Raw genomic sequence first — 19,085 nt, forward strand, 5'->3', positions numbered from 1 at the left:
CTCCTAAGGGTTACTCTTTTTAATAACTATTATTTAAATATTAGCTAAGCTAATACCTGCTGTACTTTATCAGCGGCCTCTTGAAATTCAGTTGCACTCATTACGTCTAATCCTGAATTATCAATTAACTCTTTTGCTATATCAGCATTTGTTCCTTGCAAACGTACAATAATAGGTACATTAATATTCCCCATATTCTTGTAAGCATCAATAACACCTTGAGCTACACGGTCACAACGTACAATTCCACCAAAAATATTAATTAAAATCGCTTTAACTGCTGGATCTTTTAATATGATTTTGAAAGCAGCCTCAACACGTGCAGCATCCGCAGTTCCTCCTACATCTAAAAAGTTAGCCGGTTCTCCCCCTGCTTGCTTAATTAAATCCATAGTAGCCATTGCTAACCCTGCTCCATTCACCATACACCCAACATTCCCGTCAAGGTCTACATAATTTAAGCCTAATTCACCAGCTTCAACTTCAATGGCACTCTCTTCACGCACATCTCTTAAATCAACATAATTTTTATGTCTGTAAAGTGCATTATCATCAATAGTTACTTTCGCATCTACCGCCATTATTTTATTATCGCTTGTTTTAAGTACAGGATTGATTTCAAATAAAGATGAATCTGATTTCACATAAGCTGTATAAAGATTAGTAACAAACTTTGTCATCTCTTTAAAGGCTAAACCAGATAATCCTAAATTAAACGCCACGCGTCTTGCCTGAAATGGCATCAAACCAACTGCAGGATCTACTTCTTCTGTAAAAATTAAATGTGGCGTTTCTTCAGCTACTGTTTCAATATCCATTCCTCCTTCTGTGGAATACATGATCATATTTCGTCCTGTACCTCTATTTAACAGCACAGACACATAAAACTCACTGGTTTCCGATTCACCTGGATAATATACATCTTCTGCAACCAATACTTGATGCACTCGTTTACCTTCTGCTGAAGTTTGCGGAGTAACTAAATCCATTCCAATGATTTGTCCAGCTATTTCTTCAACCTCTCTTAAGTTTTTAGCAAGCTTAACGCCTCCTCCTTTTCCTCTTCCACCTGCATGGACTTGAGCCTTTATAACATGCCAACTAGTTCCTGTTTCACTAGTTAATTGCTTTGCTGCTGCCACTGCTTCTTGAGCATTTTGGGCAACAATACCTCTTTGGATGCGTACCCCAAAACTGTTTAATATTTCTTTACCTTGATATTCGTGTAAATTCATAATATGCTGTATAATTATAAGAATCACAAATGTAAATAATAGGCTTAACTTACCCTAATATTTAATTATTAAAACTTTTAATATTTATTGACACATTGTAATTGTTAAATAATTAACAAAATGTTTATTTTGTATAATATTTCATCTAATGCTTTGTAATTTTCGATAAAAAAATATCTTTGACAAAAATTTGAATATTATGTTAGAAAATCAATTGCTGAAAATTGCACAAGATTTCGGAAGTCCAGTTTATGTATATGATGCTGAAAAAATAGAATCTCAATATCATCGATTAACAAATGCCTTTAAAAGCGTAAAACATTTAAAACTTAATTATGCTGTAAAAGCATTATCTAACATATCTATTTTAAAGCTTTTTAAATCTCTAGGTTCAGGAATTGATACGGTGTCTATACAAGAAGTTCAATTAGGGTTAGCTGCAGGGTTCTCTCCAGAACAAATTATATTTACACCAAATGGTGTTTCTTTACAAGAGATAGAAGAAGCGGCCCAGTTAGGTGTTAAAATTAATATTGATAATTTATCTATTCTAGAACAGTTTGGAACTAAACATCCTAAAACACCTGTTTGTATTCGTATTAATCCCCATGTGATGGCTGGTGGAAATGCCAATATTTCGGTAGGCCATATTGACTCTAAGTTTGGTATTTCCATACATCAAATACCTCATATTTTGCGTATTGTTGAAAATACTAAAATGAATATCAATGGTATTCACATGCATACGGGTAGTGACATCTTAGATATTGAGGTATTTCTTTATGCGAGTGAAATATTATTTGACACAGCAAAGCAATTCAAAAATTTAGACTTTATTGATTTCGGTTCTGGGTTTAAAGTACCTTATAAAGAAGGTGATATTGAAACCAATATTGAAGAATTAGGTAAGAAATTATCAAATAGATTTAATGCGTTCTGTAAAGAGTACGGTAAAGATTTAACCTTGGCTTTTGAGCCTGGAAAATTCTTGGTTAGTGAATCTGGTAGCTTTTTAACTCAAGTTAATGCTGTAAAGCAAACTACGTCTACTGTTTTTGCTCAAGTGGATTCAGGATTTAATCATTTAATTCGCCCAATGTTTTACGGTTCTCACCATGATATCGTTAACATTTCCAATCCTAATGGACGTGAACGTTTTTACACCGTGGTAGGCTATATTTGTGAAACTGATACTTTTGGAAATAATAGACGTATAAACGAAATTAAAGAAGGGGATATACTTTGTTTTAAAAATGCAGGGGCTTATTGTTTCTCAATGGCCAGTAATTATAATTCAAGATGCAGACCAGCAGAAGTACTGTGGTATAATAACAAAGCACATGTGATAAGAAAACGAGAAACGTTTGACGATATATTAAGGAATCAAGTAGAACTTGATTTTTCACCTAAAAAGGAAAAAGTCATCGCATAACTAAAAAAAGCGTTTCAATTTTGAAACGCTTTTTTTGTCTAATATAGTTATTGAATTTATTGTTTAATAAACCTCTTATTAATTATTCCCCTTTGGGTTTGTATTGAAGCGACATACATACCTGATGGCAAATGGCTTACATCTACAATCGCTTTTTTAGTTTCAAGCTTTAAAATTACCCGTCCAGACAAATCTGAAATACTGATGGCATTAACTTCTACTCCGTCATTAGCACTTAATCTAAGTATATCTTTCACTGGGTTATTGGTTAATTTTAAATCGGCTTCAATTCCCTTAAACGTTGTTGTACTTAAAACAGATGATGATAAACTTTCCATAGTTGTATTATCAATATTGGCAAGGGGGACTTGAAGACGCGTAGATCTAAAAACAAGATCATCACTATTTGCGTCATAATAAAAGTATGTAGTCTGAGTACCAGTAGCAGGAACAAGTCCTCCAACCAAAAGATTTAAATTTTGCACAATTTTCAAACGCGTAACAGCACCGTCAAAAGCTTCTAGTTTTAAAATACCCCATGCGTCAACTGCTACATCAATAGTGCTAGAGTTTAATATATTACCTGAAACTGGTCCTGTAAACGTACCCTCTAGATCGTCAGTATTGGAATAACCATAACTTAAAGGAAAAGCGCCTATAACGGCAAAATTAGTATAAGACAGTTGAATACCTGATGACAATGCAGATGTAACAGATAATACATCATCGGTAGTATTTAGTCCAATTTCACTTATTAAAATAGAACCTTCACTTGTTCGAATTACTGAGTTAGGAGGTGTTTCAACAAACGTATCGGTTAATAATGTTGTTGTTGCCGCAAGTCCGGTAAAATCCCAAGACACATTAGCTCCTGTCGGCGATTGATCAATAGCTCCTGTTAGCAAATAATATTGAGAACCTGTGGCACTTTGAAATGACTCAATGTCCGCTTGAGAAAAACCATGTAAGTTTATAAATACTAGTAATGTCGTTATTATTCTTAATTTCATGAGAATTTGTTTTATTGTTTTAATTTAAACATAACAAAATTACAAAAAAGGAGTTCCCGCATATCGTAGTTATCCTACAGTATGTAGAATATATAATAAAACTTGAATTAGAGGTTTTACATAAATATTGATTATAATATCCCGGTCGTAATCCAATTATGAGTTTCCCAAATTGGTGGATTAACACAAAACTGATAAACAAATGTTAACGCAATTTTAATCATATGCCATTTTTCATATGTTTTCCGAAAACAAGTTGTTAATATTCAATATTTTAAACTATCTTAAAAAACAATACCCTAAATCTTTTTGTTAGTTACAATTCAAAAGATATAATTATGAGAAAATTCAATGGTATTTTTCGTGTGGTGTTCTGCTTCTTTTCTAAACATTTTTATCATACATACCACACGCCTTAGTTTTTTAGCTCTAACTTATGCTTAGCTTTAATTCTATGATATTTATCTAAACCAACCAATTTGAAATTAAAAACCTTACAATTAGAAAGAAACAGGCTATTCCTTTCTGAAAATCCAGTACTACGTTACATAACTTTCTCTACACTTTATATAGCCCAAGGTATCCCGGAAGGCATTACCTTTTTTGCTATTCCGGCATGGTTGGCAATGAACAATAAAACACCTACTGAAATTGCGAGCTTTGTAGCCGTTATTGGCATACCATGGAGTTTTAAAATTCTTATGGCACCATTCATGGATAGATTTACCATACTAGCTATGGGGCGAAAAAGACCCTGGGTTATTTTTGGTCAACTAGGATTAATAGTTAGTTTTTTGTCTATTGGCTTAATTCATGATCCTTTAAATAATCTAAACGAATTAATGATTGCAGGCTTCTTTATTAGCTTTTTTGGAGCCTTTCAAGATGTTGCCACAGATGGCATGGTCATAGACGTTGTACCTCTGCAGGAACAGGCAAGAGCAAATGGTTTAATGTGGGGGTCTAAAACTATTGGAACAGCTTTATCTTTAGTCATTGGCACCGCACTTATTAATATGTTAGGATTTACAAGTGCTGTTTCTTCATTATCTATCGCCGTTGCATTTATTATACTTGTACCTGTATTCATAAGAGAACGATCTGGAGAAAAATTAATGCCATGGACAGATGGTAAAGCCCATGAAAATTCAAAAAAATCCCAACTAAAAAGCTGGAAAAAAATAATTACTAGCATTTTAAAAGTAGTTATTCTACCTTCCACTATTATAATGGGAATTGCCTCCATTATAAATGGCGCCCTGTATGGTATGGTTGATACGCTTTTACCTATTTTTACCATTCAACAATTGGGGTGGACCAATACATCATATTCCGAAGTTTATTCAATTACTTCTGTTGTAGGCGGTATTTTTGGTATGTTCGCAGGCGGGGCGCTTGTTGATTTTTTTGGGGATAAAAAGATGATTATTATTTATCTTTTTATAATAATGGTTTTAATTGGCGGTTTGGCCTTTTTACCCCATTTCTGGAGCAATGATAAATTTATCTTTGGGTTTATCTTACTTTACTCCTTGTTTTATACATTCTTATGTATTGGTATGTTTGCGGCAAGTATGAAACTATGTTGGCAGGTTGTTGCAGCAACACAATTTACAATGTTTATGGCACTTTCAAACATGGGCCGTGCCATTGGGTCTGGTCTTGTTGGCACACTCAAGGATCTCATGTCTTGGGAGTATGTTTTATTATGTACTGCTTTATCTCCTCTATTTACTATAATACTCGTTAAAATTATCAACTTTAAAGAACACAGAAACAAACTTAACACCTTCAACAAAACCTAAACACTTAATAAACAGACACTTAATTACAATCCCGATTATTACAAGATAAACACTGCTTTTTTAATAAAATTTTACTAAATTTAGAATTCTCTTACTAACCACCAGAGTACAATTCTCAATAGTTGAATTAATAGCATAGACCAGCCCTAAATTGATTTTTTAATTTTAAACGCATTAGTATTAAAACACTGAATGCAATAAAACTGTAACTATTTAAAATCAATTATAACCAAAACCAAAATTATGCGAAAATTAATTCTCACACTGCTATTAATTCCAATGGTAGTATTGTCACAAGAAAATGAAAGCTTTTTATTAAACATGAGCGAAATTAGCGTTAAATATGGGCATACAGCTCAATTTATTGAGGGTGTAAAATCCTGGAAAAAATGCTACAAGGAAAACGACGGAAAAGAGCCATGGAATATGTGGAGAAGAGTACAAGGTAAAGGTAGCGTTTTTACTTTAACAAGCGCAATGGCCAACTGGGCGGAAATGGATGAAGATAGCGACCCGGCAGCAAAAGCATGTCGCATGACTGTCGTTAATTCAATTAGACCGCATGTAAAAGGCATTCATTACAATATTGCCAGATCCATGCCTGACTATAGTATGGATAAATTACCTGAGGGTACTACCGTTGTATGGGTTTACAGTGTAAAAGTTAATAATTCAACAGATTTCAAAGATGTAGTTAAACAAGTAAATACAGCTCTTAAAAATGCTGAAGGTTCTTCAAGAGGCCTTTGGTATGGCGTTGTTGGCGGTGGTCCTGATGTTCCTGATTACTTTGTATCCACACCTTTCAAAAATTTTGCTGACTTAGACAATGATCAAGACGGTGTTTGGAAAATTTATGAAGATGCTAATGGCAAGAAGAAAACTGATGCCTTAAGAGCGAAATTTAGAGCTTCAGTTTCAAGTGACTGGTCTTACATGTATGAGCTTATGCCAGAACTTTCATTTTAATCACATTCTAGAATCAAATAATACAGTAATGCTTAATACCATCTAAGCATTACTGTATTATTACAAACCAAGAGTTCGAAAAAAGGAAACATTTCCATATTACCTGATGTTTTATTTTTTATAATGTCGTTTTCTTTTGGTATTTTACTAAAGTATGGCCTATTTTTTCAACCTGCTTTAGCTATTAAGAATATACTATCTAAGTTTATCTCCTTCTTTTCGTAACCCTTTTTTTTTGGTTTAACATGCAATTCATTAAGATGATAACCAAACTGAAACTATCAATTATTCCTGCATCGTGGCTAATTTCAATAGCCTTAACTTTTTTAGAATTGTATGGCACACTAAACCAGAATATTTTATGGTCTATTTAGAACATGATGGATACTTATGGGGTGAACATAAAATGTTAATTAAAACACTAAGGACCAGCGATTTAATTCTATTAAGTAATTCAAGAACAGGATATAATTTTAGCACGAATGTTTGGGGAAGAAATAAAAGATATTAAATCAATACCTCTTTTTTGGAAAATATACTAACAAGCGATGGCTATTTAATAAAACAACAACCAAAACCAACCAGAAAATGAAGTTAAAACAATCGTTAATAATTGCCCTTATATTCGTAATTATAGGCATCACTTCTTGGGAATCCTACTGGCGGGCTCAAGGGCTACACCCAACGTTAAACGATGAGAAAGCTCTATGGGCAATGACCAGAGCTAAAGTAGAAGAAGCCACAAAAGAAGATGTTATAATACTCGGCTCTTCTCGAGCGTATTTTGATATTCAAGTGGGACAATGGAAAAATGAAACCGGAAAAGAACCTTTACAACTAGCTTCTACAGGATCTTCTCCTCTACCGACCTTTCATGACATTGTAAATAACACAGAATTTAATGGAACTATAATTGTAGGAGTCACACCTGGCTTACTATTTTCAACCACCTATCCGAAGGCATTTCCATGGGAAAGACCGCAATCTAAGGTAGACTTTTACTTTAACAGAACTTATGCGCAAAGGCTCAATTTTTTATTATCTGTTCCATTACAACAAAATTTAGTTTTAATGTCAGCCGATGAAGAAGAATGGAATGATGATATTGATCTAAAAGCCTTATTAAAGCGTATTAATTGGGGGAAACTCGATACACTTCCTCCAACGCCTCCATTCTATAATTTTGGAGATGTATCGCTTCCTAGAAATATGAGCATGATGCCGAGAGCTGCAACTGATACTGCCTTTGCCAACTCCATTATAAAAGTATGGCATTTCTTTGGTAAGGGCTCACCCCCACCAGAAAAAGATGCCACCACAGCGTTCTTTATGCACGATGTGAAAAAATTCAAAGAAAGAGGTGGTAATCTTATTTTGGTGAGACCGCCTTCAAGTGGGGGCGTACGAATTGGAGAAAACATGGGGTTACCCCGCGACAGATTTTGGGATTCTTTAGTCCATGTTGCTCAGGTAAAAAGCTACCACTTTGAAGATTACGCCCAGTTAAAAAACTTAACCTGCCCTGAAGAATCACACCTATCTCTTGAAGATGCAAATTTTTTCACCAAAGAACTCGTAGAAATTTTAAAAAAAGATAACGTTTTACCTAACCATAAAACCAAATAATTATGCTTTTTAACTCATTAAGTTTCATTTTATTCTTAATCATTGTTTTAGTGCTATACTATTCCAAATTATTTGGTTGGACGAACAAAAAAAGAATGCTCTTGCTATCCAGTTATGTCTTTTATGGCTTATGGAATCCGCCATTAGTCATACTATTATGGATTTCAACCATGATTGACTGGACAGCTGGTAAACAATTAGCTGTTGAAGAAAATCAAACGAAGCGCAAAATGTGGCTTATTTTAAGCATGGCCGTTAATCTAGGGTTTTTAGGATTCTTCAAATATGGTGATTTCTTACTAGAAAATTTTGTAATCATAGTAAATAGTATAGGCATAGATTTTCAAGCGAAACCAATGGATATTATTCTTCCTATGGGAATTTCGTTCTATACCTTCCAAACCATGTCCTATACCATCGACATGTATAAAAGAAAAACTGAACGTGCTAGGACCTTCCTTGATTTTGCTTTGTATGTTACATTCTTTCCGCAGCTGGTTGCCGGTCCTATTGTAAGAGCTAAAGACTTAATTACACAGTTTTATGAAGAGAAAAAAGCTACTTCAGAACAATTTATTTGGGGGCTGTTTCTTTTAACTATTGGGTTATTTCAAAAAGTTGTAATGGCAGACACCTTGCTATCTGAAACAGCTGATAAGGTATTTGGCTCAAAAGAATTACTACATGGTGTAGATGCGTGGGTAGGCACCATTGCCTTTTCCGGGCAAATATTTTTTGATTTTGCTGGTTATTCTACCTGTGCCATAGGCATTGCGCTCATGCTAGGGATTGTATTACCAGACAACTTCAGATACCCTTATGCCTCCTTGGGGTTTTCCGATTTATGGAAACGTTGGCATATATCATTATCCAGTTGGTTAAAAGACTATTTGTATATCCCTTTGGGAGGAAACCGTCATGGCATTACCAGAATGTATGTAGCACTTATGCTTACCATGCTCATAGGTGGTCTTTGGCATGGAGCTGCTTGGACTTTTATGGTTTGGGGTGGTTTACATGGGACATACCTCATTTTAGAACGTTTGCAAAGACGGTATATACCTTTTGAAATAACTAAATGGAATGGTATATTCCTCGCCTTTATCACCTTTAGCTGTGTTAATATTACATGGGTTTTCTTTAGAGCAAGATCTTTTAAAACAGCTTGGAACATGATAAAATCTATGTTTTACGCACAATCTGAAGGTGCAAAAATACTAGATACTTTTAGCATCATAAAAGTAACCGTTGTAATTGCTATATTATTTTTGTGTCATTGGATTATGAGAAATACCTCTATGAAAGAAGTGTCTTTAAAAACACCGCCCTATATTTTGGGTATTGTTTGGGCCATCATGACCTTTTTAATAATTATTGCTCAAGGGAGTGGTGAACAGTTTATTTATTTTCAGTTTTAGAAATAAGGACTAAATTTAGAAAACAAAAGATGCAAAATACGCTATTGCATTAACATTCTACTAAAATATAAATATGGAGTCCATGTGCTTATTCGAAACTTATTTTTGATCTGAAATCACGACCTATTGATCGCTACTAAAAAATGTACAACGTCCCAATAAGCAACTTAACTCTAAACGATAAATTATATGACGACATTACAACCGACAATTAGGGCATGCTTTAGTAAATTAATACTATTCATATATGATTAAATCTACCAGAATTGAATCCATTGACATTTTGAGAGGGCTGGTCATGGTGATCATGGCTTTAGATCATACTAGAGACTATTTTCATTACGACGCATTTGTTAATAACCCTACTAATTTAGAAACCACCACCCCTTTTCTATTTTTTACTAGATTTATCACGCACTACTGTGCCCCTGTATTTGTGTTTTTAGCAGGAACATCTGCTTATCTGTACGGCACTAATAAATCAAAAAATCAGCTTTTTAAATTCCTGATTACGCGTGGTATATGGTTAATCATTCTTGAAATTATATTAAACAATCTTATCTGGCAATTCAATCTACATTACAATTTAATTGTATTACAAGTTATCTGGGCTATTGGGCTTAGTATGTTTGTTTTGTCCTTTCTAATTTATCTTCCTAAAAAAGCTCTACTTATTGTAGGTGTTATATTGGTAGTAGGACATAATAGCCTAGATGGAATAGTTATGCAAAACACGAATTTTAAATCTATTATTTGGTACATTTTACACCAAAGAAACAGAATTATTTTAGATGCAGATCATTCTCTAATTTTCGCTTACCCAATTATGCCTTGGCTTGGTTTAATGATATTAGGCTATTGCTTAGGAACACTTTATAAAAAAGGTTTTCCTGCTACCAGAAGAAAAAAATATTTACTTGGACTTGGTATAACCAGCGTTATATTATTTTTTATTGTAAGAGGCATTAATATATACGGAGATCTAAAACCTTGGAGCGTTCAAGATAATCCAGTTTTTACATTTCTATCATTTATGAACGTAACCAAATATCCACCTTCATTACTATACATTTTAGTTACTATAGGCCCTGCTCTTTTGTTTTTATATGCGATTGAAACTATTAAAAACAAAACAACAGATTTCCTAATTGTTTTTGGTAGGGTACCACTTTTTTACTATTTCATGCATGTACTTGTTATTCATACACTAGCCATTCTAGCAATTATAATATTTAGTGATAACTGGCAAATTATTACATCATTGTCACCTCCTGGTCTAGCTAAGCAAGGATACTCTTTGTTTATTGTTTATATCGTCTGGATAGGTGTTATAACTATACTCTATTATCCTTGTAAAAAATACATGACATATAAAGCAAACAATAAGAATAAATGGTGGTTAAGTTATTTGTGATTTTTATAGAAAAGAATAACTAAAATGAGAATGAATAAGATCTACCTATATCTAACAAACCTTTTGTCTGTCTTTTCTATTTATCCTTCCCCATCTTTACAAGAATGACAAAATCTTTAATAGTTATATAAAAATAAATCAAATCCCTTTATGACAAAATCAACACGAGTTCAATCCATTGATATTTTAAAAGGTGTGGTAATGGTGCTTATGGCACTTGACCATACACGTGACTATTTCCATTATGATTCTTTCCTCTTTAGTCCTGAAGACCCAGAACAAAGTAGTCTACCTATATTTTTTACGAGATGGATTACCCATTTTTGCGCACCAGCCTTTAGTTTATTGGCAGGTATGTCTGCCTATATGGTAAGCAAAAGAAAAACTAAAATACAGCTATCCCAATTTCTAGTTAAAAGAGGTCTTTGGTTGGTATTTATTGAATTGACCATCGTAAACTTTGCTTGGTATTTTGATATAACCTTTTCCAGTCCCGGTCTATTTGTAATCTGGGCTTTAGGCGTAAGTATGATTGCTTTAGCTGGGCTAATATATTTACCAAGGAACTATATATTAGTTTTTAGCTGTGTTTTAATTTTCGGACATAATCTATTAGATACCGTACATTATGATGGCAGTATATTTTGGGCCATATTACACGAATATCATTCATTTGATTTAGGCAACGGCTATGATTTTGAATCTGCTTATCCACTTATTCCATGGGTAGCTGTTATGTCTTTTGGTTATTATTTGGGCGCCTTCTACAATACATCTTTTGATGCTCAAAAGAGAAAAAGAATTTTCAATATTTTGGGCACATCGGCTATAGCCTTATTTATAATTTTAAGGTTTACAAATATTTATGGAAATCTAGTCCCATGGACAACATATGACAGCATATCTAAAGATTTAATTTCTTTTTTTAATCCTGCCAAATATCCACCTTCATTAACCTATTTATTAATGACTTTAGGAGTCACATTTATTTTTTTGGCTAATACTGAGAAGTTAAAAGGAAGGCTCACAGAATTTTTCAAAACCTTTGGAAGAGTGCCATTCTTCTATTACATTATACATATTTACTTAATTCATGTCTTGGCTTTAATTTATGCTGAGTTATCAGGCTTTGGATGGGAAGTCATGATTTTAAAAAATTGGATGACAGAAACTCCCGCCCTAAAAGGCTATGGTTTAAATCTTGGTTTAGTATATTTAGTTTGGATTAGCATCATTATTATTCTTTACCCCATTTGTAAAAAGTTTGACCAGTACAAACAAAATAATAAAGATAAATGGTGGCTTAGTTATTTATAATTTATTAAATTCAAAACATATGAAGACAGCATTAACCCTAACACTATCCATTCTTATTGGTTTTCAATTGAATGCGCAAGAATTCACTAATCAAGTGAAGACTTTTATATCTGTAGACACGACCCTTGTAGCCATAACCAATGTGACTGTTATTGACGGAACGGGTAATAGTATTCGTTATAACCAAACGGTAATTATTAATGAAGATAAAATCCAAGACATTGGAGATTCCACATCTATAACGGTTCCTCAAAATGCTCTAAAGATTGATGGCACTAATAAAACGGTTATACCCGGACTCGTGATGTTACATGAGCATCTATTCTACACAAAATTCTTTGAAAATTGGTTTAGTGTAGGGCAAATGACCTTTTCTTTTCCAAGACTATATTTGGCAGGAGGTGTTACTACCATGCGAACCGCAGGAAGTATTCAACCACAATCTGATTTAAATGTAAAAAAATGGATTATTGCAGGTAAAATGACTGGACCTAAAATGGATGTCACAAGTCCTTTCATTGAAAGAGAAGGCGCACCAATTGCTGAATTAGGTTTTATTGAAGACACTGACGAAGTTGGTGAAATTGTTAATTTTTGGGCAGATCGGGGGGTGACATCTTTCAAACTCTATAATAATATTACTAGAGAAGACATGAAACTGTGTATTAAGCAAGCGCATAAACGAGGAATGAAAGTTACCGGTCATTTATGCTCTGTTACCTACGAAGAAGCGTCTAATCTTGGTATCGATAATTTAGAGCATGGTTTTATGGCTGCATCAGATTTTATTAAGGATAAAGAGCGTGACCTATGCGATCCATTTGAAGCCAGAAATTCTTTAACAAATGAACCTGTTGATAGTCCTCAAATAAGTACTCTTATTGATTTACTCATAAAGAATGGCACCACAATAACTTCTACGCCCAACGTATTTGAACCTTATACCAATAGGGAACTAATTCCTGGTGGCGGAGAAAGTGCAGTCACTCCCGAGGTACTAAAAGATGTTAAAAATATTTATGATCGCATGATTGATAAAGACTCATTAAACCTAGCGCGATTTAACAAAAACTTCACTTGGCTTAAACGTTTTTATGATAAAGGAGGTAAACTTGCTGCAGGTACAGATCCTACGGGAGCAGGAAGAACGGTCGCGGGTTATGCCAATCAACACACCATAGAACTTTTTGTTGAAGGCGGATTCGGGCTTACAGATGCTATAAAGATATGCACCTTAAACGGAGCGACCTATTTAGAACAACAAGATTCTATTGGCACAATAGAATCTGGTAAAATTGCCGACCTTATTTTAATTGATGGTGATTTAGAAACCAATATTAAAAATATTCGAAACATGGAAATCATCTTTAAAGACGGTATTGGTTTTGACTCAAAAAAAATGTTTGAATCTGTTAAAGGAAAAGTTGGTCTAAACTAATACAATACCAATAATCAAATCAAAAGAAAATGCATTCTACTCCTTTAGTTTTCCCTGAAAAACACTCACTTTAGAATTAAAAGGATTACCTGATGCACGTCTTAACATGACCACCTGACCGCAATGCCATAATGCATCGGCAATAGGGCCGTTGATAATATTCCAAAACGGCACTTCAGTTTCATCAAGTTTTATTGGTTCTTCCACATTATGCAAGGCATTAGAAACTTTTTTCAAATTCAATAAGGTTTGTTTACGCTTTTCAATAAAGTTCAGTTCGGAAGTATTATTATCTTTATCATTAGATAATATACTATTACGGATAAACTTAGACAAACCATATAGGTGCTCAATAGTTTCCGCACTCGTTCTCCCCGATTCACTTGCTTTATGTGCTAAATCCTTTTCTGTTAGTCCTTCTGTTGCCCAATAATATCTAAAGCCTAAACCATCTATCATTCTGGCTGCTACTGTCTGACTTGTATATACCTCAGGACTTGCGGGTATTTCATAAAATGGCAAATCATTTGTTTTTACTTGTGCCATAACCATTGTAGTTATTAATAAGGAAAAAATTAAAATACTCTTTTTCATACTTTCTTTAGGTTTTAAAGTCTAAAACACAATCACACCTTTAATTACTGTCTTGCTCAATTAGGGCAAAAGAACATATAGCGTTACCGTAATTATCTCAATTTCCTTTTCTAATATAAAACTATTATTTTTTTATATTATCAAGATTTGATATTGGGTTGACCCCATATTTATCAAATAAGTAAACCAATGATGTCATTGTGGCGGCTCCCAATTCTAACTCCCTTTTGTTTATTGCATCAAATGTATCATTGCTTGCATGATGATGATCAAAATAACGCTGACTATCAGGACGTAAACCCGCCAAAACATTAGATTCTGTTTTAAGCGGACCAACATCTGCTCCACTGCCACCTTTTTCAAAATAATGAATTAAATAAGGTTTAAATAAGGGCTGCCAATTAAGCACTTGATTAAAACTGGCATCCGTACAATCAAAACTAAAACCTCGCGGAGTGAAACCACCAGAATCACTTTCTAAGGCAAAAATATGATTTTCGCCCTTTTGCTTTGACTCTTGAGCGTATTTCTTACCGCCTCTTAAACCATTTTCTTCATTCATAAACAACACGACTCTAATACTCCGTTTTGGTTTAATACCAGATGTTTTCAACAATCTTAGAACGTCCATAGATTGCACCACTCCAGCACCATCATCATGAGACCCGTCACCTAAATCCCAAGAATCTAAATGTCCTCCTACTAAAATATACTCATTAGGGAATTCACTTCCTTTTATTTCTCCAATGACATTGTAGGACTGAACATCTTTTAACTGTTTACAGTTTTGTTTGAAATAAAACTTGGTATTCGTATTCAGTTTAAGCATGGTACTTAATAACTCAGCATCATTTGTACTAATTGCCGCCGAAGGAATACGCTTATTTACGGGTAAATCATCATAAGTCATACTTCCGGTATGGGGTAAATCATCAAGACGCAAATTCATGGATCTTACAATGACTCCAGCTGCACCATACTTAGCTGCCTCCACGGCACCTTTGTAACGCTGATTAACACATCCACCATAGGCCTCATAAGTTAAAATTAAGTCTGCTTGCATAGGACGGTTATAAAACACAATTTTGCCTTGAATACTATCCTTACCTAATAGTGCTAATTCTTCAAAGTTTTTTACCTCAACAACATTGGCCTTTATACCTAAGGCAGGCGTTGCAATTGAACCGCCTAAAGCACAAATATTTACTGTATTTGTTTTTCCTAGAGCGGACTCAATATAGCCATACTCCTTTGTTCCTCTTATCCAACGTGGCACCATTACAGGTTGTAACCATACCCTATCAAGACCTAGATTTTCAAGTTCTGCCTTGGTATAAGACACAGCTTTTTCTGCGCCCAAAGAGCCCGATAACCTACTCCCAATTTGATTGGACAAATGATTCAGCCAATCATAACTTTTACCATTGGTTAAAGATTGTTTGTATATTGTTTTAAGAACATCGGCATCTGTTTGAGAAGCAACATTTAAAGTAAGACATAGGGTTAGAAGTACAAAGGCAGATTTCATTAGTTTCATAAGCAATTCCAGAAGTGATATAATTAGTTTTTAAAAAGACATTTGAATTTCTCAGTCAAACATAAAAAATAAACAAAACTTATTCATTATTAAGCTGCTGTTTATATGCTTCGATATGCGCTTTTATGTCATCATCAAGTTCAGGTTCTTCAATGTCAGAATATGCACTTAAGGTGTCATAAATAATTTTTGCGACAATATATCTAGCGCTGGGTTTGTCATCAGCCGGAATGGCATACCAGGGTGCATGTGGTTTAGACGTTTTGTTTATAGCCTCTTGATAACAGGCTTGATACGCCTCCCAAAGTTTGCGTTCTTTTAAATCTCCTGGAGAAAATTTCCAGTTCTTTTCTTGCTTATCCAAGCGTCGTAAAAGTCTGCTTTTTTGTTCTTTCTTAGAGAGGTTTAAAAAGAACTTAAAAATAAGTGTTCCATTTTCTGATATGTGTTTTTCAAAGTTATTAATTTGTTCGAAGCGTTTTTCCCAAAAAGCATCATCAATATCATCCACACTATTTATATTTGGATTATTTTCTCCCATTATATACTCTGGATGCACTCTAGTCACTAGCACATTTTCATAATGTGTTCTGTTAAAAACACCGAACTTACCACGTGCTGGCAATGCGATATAATGCCTCCACAGATAATCATGTTTTAACTCCAAGGAAGTAGGCGTTTTAAAACTATGCACCTCAACACCACGAACATTAAAATCTTTGAAAACTTCACGGACTAAACTATCCTTTCCTGCAGTATCCATACCTTGTAAACAAATTAAAACAGCGTATTTGCCATGAGCATAAAGCACATCCTGAAGTTTACCTAACTTCTTTCTAATATGTTTAAGTTCCTTTTCAGCATCCTCAATAACTACTTTAGTTTCAAAAGTTTTAAGAGAAATGTTTGAGTTAACCTTATAATTATCCATTAATAATATTTTGTTTGGATTAAATATATAAAATAACCATTGATTTAATGACTGTTATTCTAATTGTTTCATGAATTTACATTCTTAAGAATAAACTTAAACTTAGTTTTCAAACCTCTTTAATAATCAAACCATTAGAGTCAAAAGAATTATAAGGATTCTATTCGCAAAATCCTTAGTAATAACAAAGTTGACATGGTCCTTATTATTAGGATTACAACCCTCATTGAACACTTAAAACCATCTATTTCACAATCAGCACTACACGTTTAATTAACTAATTATCAGTTAATTAAAAATTAAAACCCTATCTATTCGATGAACTACACGCCTAAACACATGATTTTTAATACATTCGTGACACCTATTTATGACTTTAACCTCAATTTTATGAAAAATGCTTTGCAATTTTTTTTCATCATAATCCCTATAATTATGGTAGGACAAACTAAGTGTGATGACGCCAACTCTTACCTTGTTAGTGCCTATTCTCATGTCAAGAATGCGTATGAATCTAACAATATTAGTCATTTAAAATATTACGCCAATCGCTCTTTAGAATCTTTTAAGCTATCAAGGGTGAACTTAAAAGACTGTAATTGTGATGAAGTTTTAGAATTAAATCAGAAGGGCATTGATATTCTAGCAAAGGTTGAGGCAACCACCACTTTTGAAGATGGTCGTTTCTTTGTCAATAGAGCCAGAAAAATTGGAAAAGAAACGGTTATTGCATTAGATAAATGTTCCTTTTCAACAGCCTCAGAAATAGTAAAGAACCTTTCAGATCCAGACCACGAGACACTATCCGTGCTTAAACAAGAACAGATGAAACTTAATGAGCAACAGGAAGCTTTAAAGCGTCAAGAACAAGAAATAAAGATGAAACTAGCAAGACAAAAAGAAAAGGAATTATTGCTAAAAAAACAACAACTAATTAGTTCTTATAAATTAGTAATTTCATCTAATATAGAAACTTATAACCAAACTTTAACGCTTTGTAGCTGTGATCATACCAAATTGATTACTCCAAAATTGACGGAAGATATTTCCACCAAAACTATTGATGCAATCAAAAGTTATTACACCAATAACTTAAAAGAATTGGCTTCTAATTATTTATCAGAGCTTAATATGTGCAACTAATCAAAGCTTGGTTATTCATCTAAGACCTAACCAAATTAAAACAATCTTCTGTTACTTACTCGCAAATAGCTTAACATCCTGTTCACTAACCTCACTCCCACCAAGAATTATTAGGCGTTCTATAACATTACGCAGTTCGCGAATATTACCAGTCCAATCATATTCTTGAAGTAACTTAACAGCTTTACTTGTGAATTCCTTCTTCACAACACCTTGTTCATCAGCTATTTTCTTAGAAAAGTGAGCTATTAATAACGGAATATCATCTCGTCTATCATTCAATGCAGGCACTTTAACAAGTATTACTGCTAATCTATGATATAAGTCTTCTCGAAACCTACCTTCTGCAATCTCCTTTTTTAAATTCTTATTTGTCGCGGCTATAACGCGCACATCCACCTTTATATCTCGATCACTTCCCACACGTTGAATTCTATTTTCTTGTAGAGCTCTAAGCACTTTTGCTTGAGCAGATAAGCTCATATCCCCTATTTCATCTAAAAATAAAGTCCCCTTATTTGCCGCCTCAAATTTTCCAGCTCTATCTTTATTGGCACTAGTAAAAGCGCCTTTGACATGACCAAAGAGTTCACTTTCGATAAGTTCACTGGGAATAGCTGCACAGTTAACTTCAATTAAATTAGCCTTTGCTCTATGGCTTTTTTCGTGTAACCAATGGGCAACAAGCTCTTTCCCTGTACCATTTGGCCCAGTAATTAACACACGTGCATCTGTGGGCGCCACCTTATCAATAATATCCTTTATTTGAGCAATGGCTTCACTCTCGCCAATCATTTCGTACTTCTTGCTTACCTTTTTCTTAAGAATTTTATTTTCTACAACTAATTCTTTCCTATCTAAGGCGTTTCTAACGGTATTCAATAAACGGTTTAAATCTGGCGGTTTAGATATGTAATCGAAGGCACCAAGGCGCATGGTATTTACAGCGGTATCTAAATCACCATGACCAGATATCATAACAATTGGGGTTTCTGGTTTAATCTTTTTAACAGCCTCAAGAACCTCAACTCCATCCATTTTGGGCATTTTAATATCACATAGAACCAAATCAAAATCATCCTTTTTAATTTTCTCGATCCCTACTAAACCATCTTCTGCTTCTTGAACCTTATAGGCTTCATTTTCTTCCGATAGGATTTTTACAAGCACACGCCTTATGGCTGCTTCATCTTCAATTACTAAAATTTTTGACATA

15 protein-coding genes are annotated in these 19,085 nt (G+C 33.9%); 9 read left to right on the forward strand and 6 right to left on the reverse strand.

Translation table 11 applies throughout. From position 1 onward, the window contains the following. Positions 1–44: 44 nt before the first annotated feature. Positions 45–1,235 (reverse strand): ADP-forming succinate--CoA ligase subunit beta, encoded by a 1,191-nt coding sequence (gene sucC / locus IE051_RS06285; RefSeq protein ID WP_189359943.1) that lies wholly within the window; start codon positions 1,233–1,235, stop codon positions 45–47. Positions 1,236–1,434: 199 nt separating this feature from the next. Here sucC and lysA point away from each other — a divergent pair, with 199 nt between their 5' ends. Continuing rightward, a complete protein-coding gene (gene lysA / locus IE051_RS06290; RefSeq protein ID WP_189359944.1) occupies positions 1,435–2,667 on the forward strand; it encodes a diaminopimelate decarboxylase in 1,233 nt (410 codons plus the stop codon). A gap of 56 nt (positions 2,668–2,723) precedes the next feature. Here the strand turns inward: lysA and IE051_RS06295 are convergent, their stop codons facing one another. After that, entirely contained in the window at positions 2,724–3,677 is a 954-nt protein-coding gene (locus IE051_RS06295; protein ID WP_189359945.1) for a T9SS type A sorting domain-containing protein, read from the reverse strand. A 479-nt stretch (positions 3,678–4,156) separates the two neighbouring features. Here IE051_RS06295 and IE051_RS06300 point away from each other — a divergent pair, with 479 nt between their 5' ends. From IE051_RS06300 to IE051_RS06330, 7 genes are all read left to right on the forward strand, one after another. Beyond that, positions 4,157–5,482 carry an MFS transporter gene (locus IE051_RS06300; RefSeq protein ID WP_189359946.1) on the forward strand — a complete coding sequence of 442 codons (1,326 nt, stop codon included), beginning with the start codon at positions 4,157–4,159 and terminating at the stop codon, positions 5,480–5,482. A 243-nt stretch (positions 5,483–5,725) separates the two neighbouring features. Next, the gene (locus IE051_RS06305) at positions 5,726–6,451 is read left to right on the forward strand and encodes a hypothetical protein (protein WP_189359947.1); all 726 of its coding nucleotides are present in this window, start codon (positions 5,726–5,728) and stop codon (positions 6,449–6,451) included. A 588-nt stretch (positions 6,452–7,039) separates the two neighbouring features. Beyond that, entirely contained in the window at positions 7,040–8,077 is a 1,038-nt protein-coding gene (locus tag IE051_RS06310) for a hypothetical protein (protein ID WP_189359948.1), read from the forward strand. A 2-nt stretch (positions 8,078–8,079) separates the two neighbouring features. After that, complete coding sequence (locus IE051_RS06315) at positions 8,080–9,495, forward strand: MBOAT family O-acyltransferase (protein WP_189359949.1); 1,416 nt, start codon at positions 8,080–8,082, stop codon at positions 9,493–9,495. Between the two features lie 247 nt (positions 9,496–9,742). Then, complete coding sequence (locus IE051_RS06320; RefSeq protein ID WP_189359950.1) at positions 9,743–10,909, forward strand: acetyltransferase domain-containing protein; 1,167 nt, start codon at positions 9,743–9,745, stop codon at positions 10,907–10,909. Positions 10,910–11,059: 150 nt separating this feature from the next. Beyond that, positions 11,060–12,226 carry an acetyltransferase domain-containing protein gene (locus IE051_RS06325; protein WP_189359951.1) on the forward strand — a complete coding sequence of 389 codons (1,167 nt, stop codon included), beginning with the start codon at positions 11,060–11,062 and terminating at the stop codon, positions 12,224–12,226. A 19-nt stretch (positions 12,227–12,245) separates the two neighbouring features. After that, the gene (locus tag IE051_RS06330; protein WP_189359952.1) at positions 12,246–13,664 is read left to right on the forward strand and encodes an amidohydrolase family protein; all 1,419 of its coding nucleotides are present in this window, start codon (positions 12,246–12,248) and stop codon (positions 13,662–13,664) included. Between the two features lie 36 nt (positions 13,665–13,700). Here IE051_RS06330 and IE051_RS06335 read toward each other — a convergent pair whose 3' ends face one another. From IE051_RS06335 to IE051_RS06345, 3 genes are all read right to left on the reverse strand, one after another. After that, positions 13,701–14,258: a hypothetical protein gene (locus IE051_RS06335; protein ID WP_189359953.1), complete on the reverse strand. Its 558-nt coding sequence runs from the start codon at positions 14,256–14,258 to the stop codon at positions 13,701–13,703. A 124-nt stretch (positions 14,259–14,382) separates the two neighbouring features. Further along, positions 14,383–15,786 carry a M20/M25/M40 family metallo-hydrolase gene (locus IE051_RS06340; RefSeq protein ID WP_189359954.1) on the reverse strand — a complete coding sequence of 468 codons (1,404 nt, stop codon included), beginning with the start codon at positions 15,784–15,786 and terminating at the stop codon, positions 14,383–14,385. Between the two features lie 88 nt (positions 15,787–15,874). Next, the gene (locus IE051_RS06345) at positions 15,875–16,726 is read right to left on the reverse strand and encodes a PPK2 family polyphosphate kinase (RefSeq protein WP_189359955.1); all 852 of its coding nucleotides are present in this window, start codon (positions 16,724–16,726) and stop codon (positions 15,875–15,877) included. 318 nt (positions 16,727–17,044) lie between these two features. Here IE051_RS06345 and IE051_RS06350 point away from each other — a divergent pair, with 318 nt between their 5' ends. Next, positions 17,045–17,869, forward strand: coding sequence for a hypothetical protein (locus tag IE051_RS06350; RefSeq protein WP_189359956.1), 825 nt, complete (start codon positions 17,045–17,047; stop codon positions 17,867–17,869). 51 nt (positions 17,870–17,920) lie between these two features. Here IE051_RS06350 and IE051_RS06355 read toward each other — a convergent pair whose 3' ends face one another. Beyond that, on the reverse strand, positions 17,921–19,084 hold the full coding sequence (locus IE051_RS06355; RefSeq protein ID WP_189359957.1) for a sigma-54-dependent transcriptional regulator: 1,164 nt from the start codon (positions 19,082–19,084) through the stop codon (positions 17,921–17,923). Between the last annotated feature and the right edge of the window lies 1 nt (position 19,085).

Source organism: Algibacter mikhailovii, assembly GCF_014651495.1.
Classification (GTDB): domain Bacteria; phylum Bacteroidota; class Bacteroidia; order Flavobacteriales; family Flavobacteriaceae; genus Algibacter_E; species Algibacter_E mikhailovii.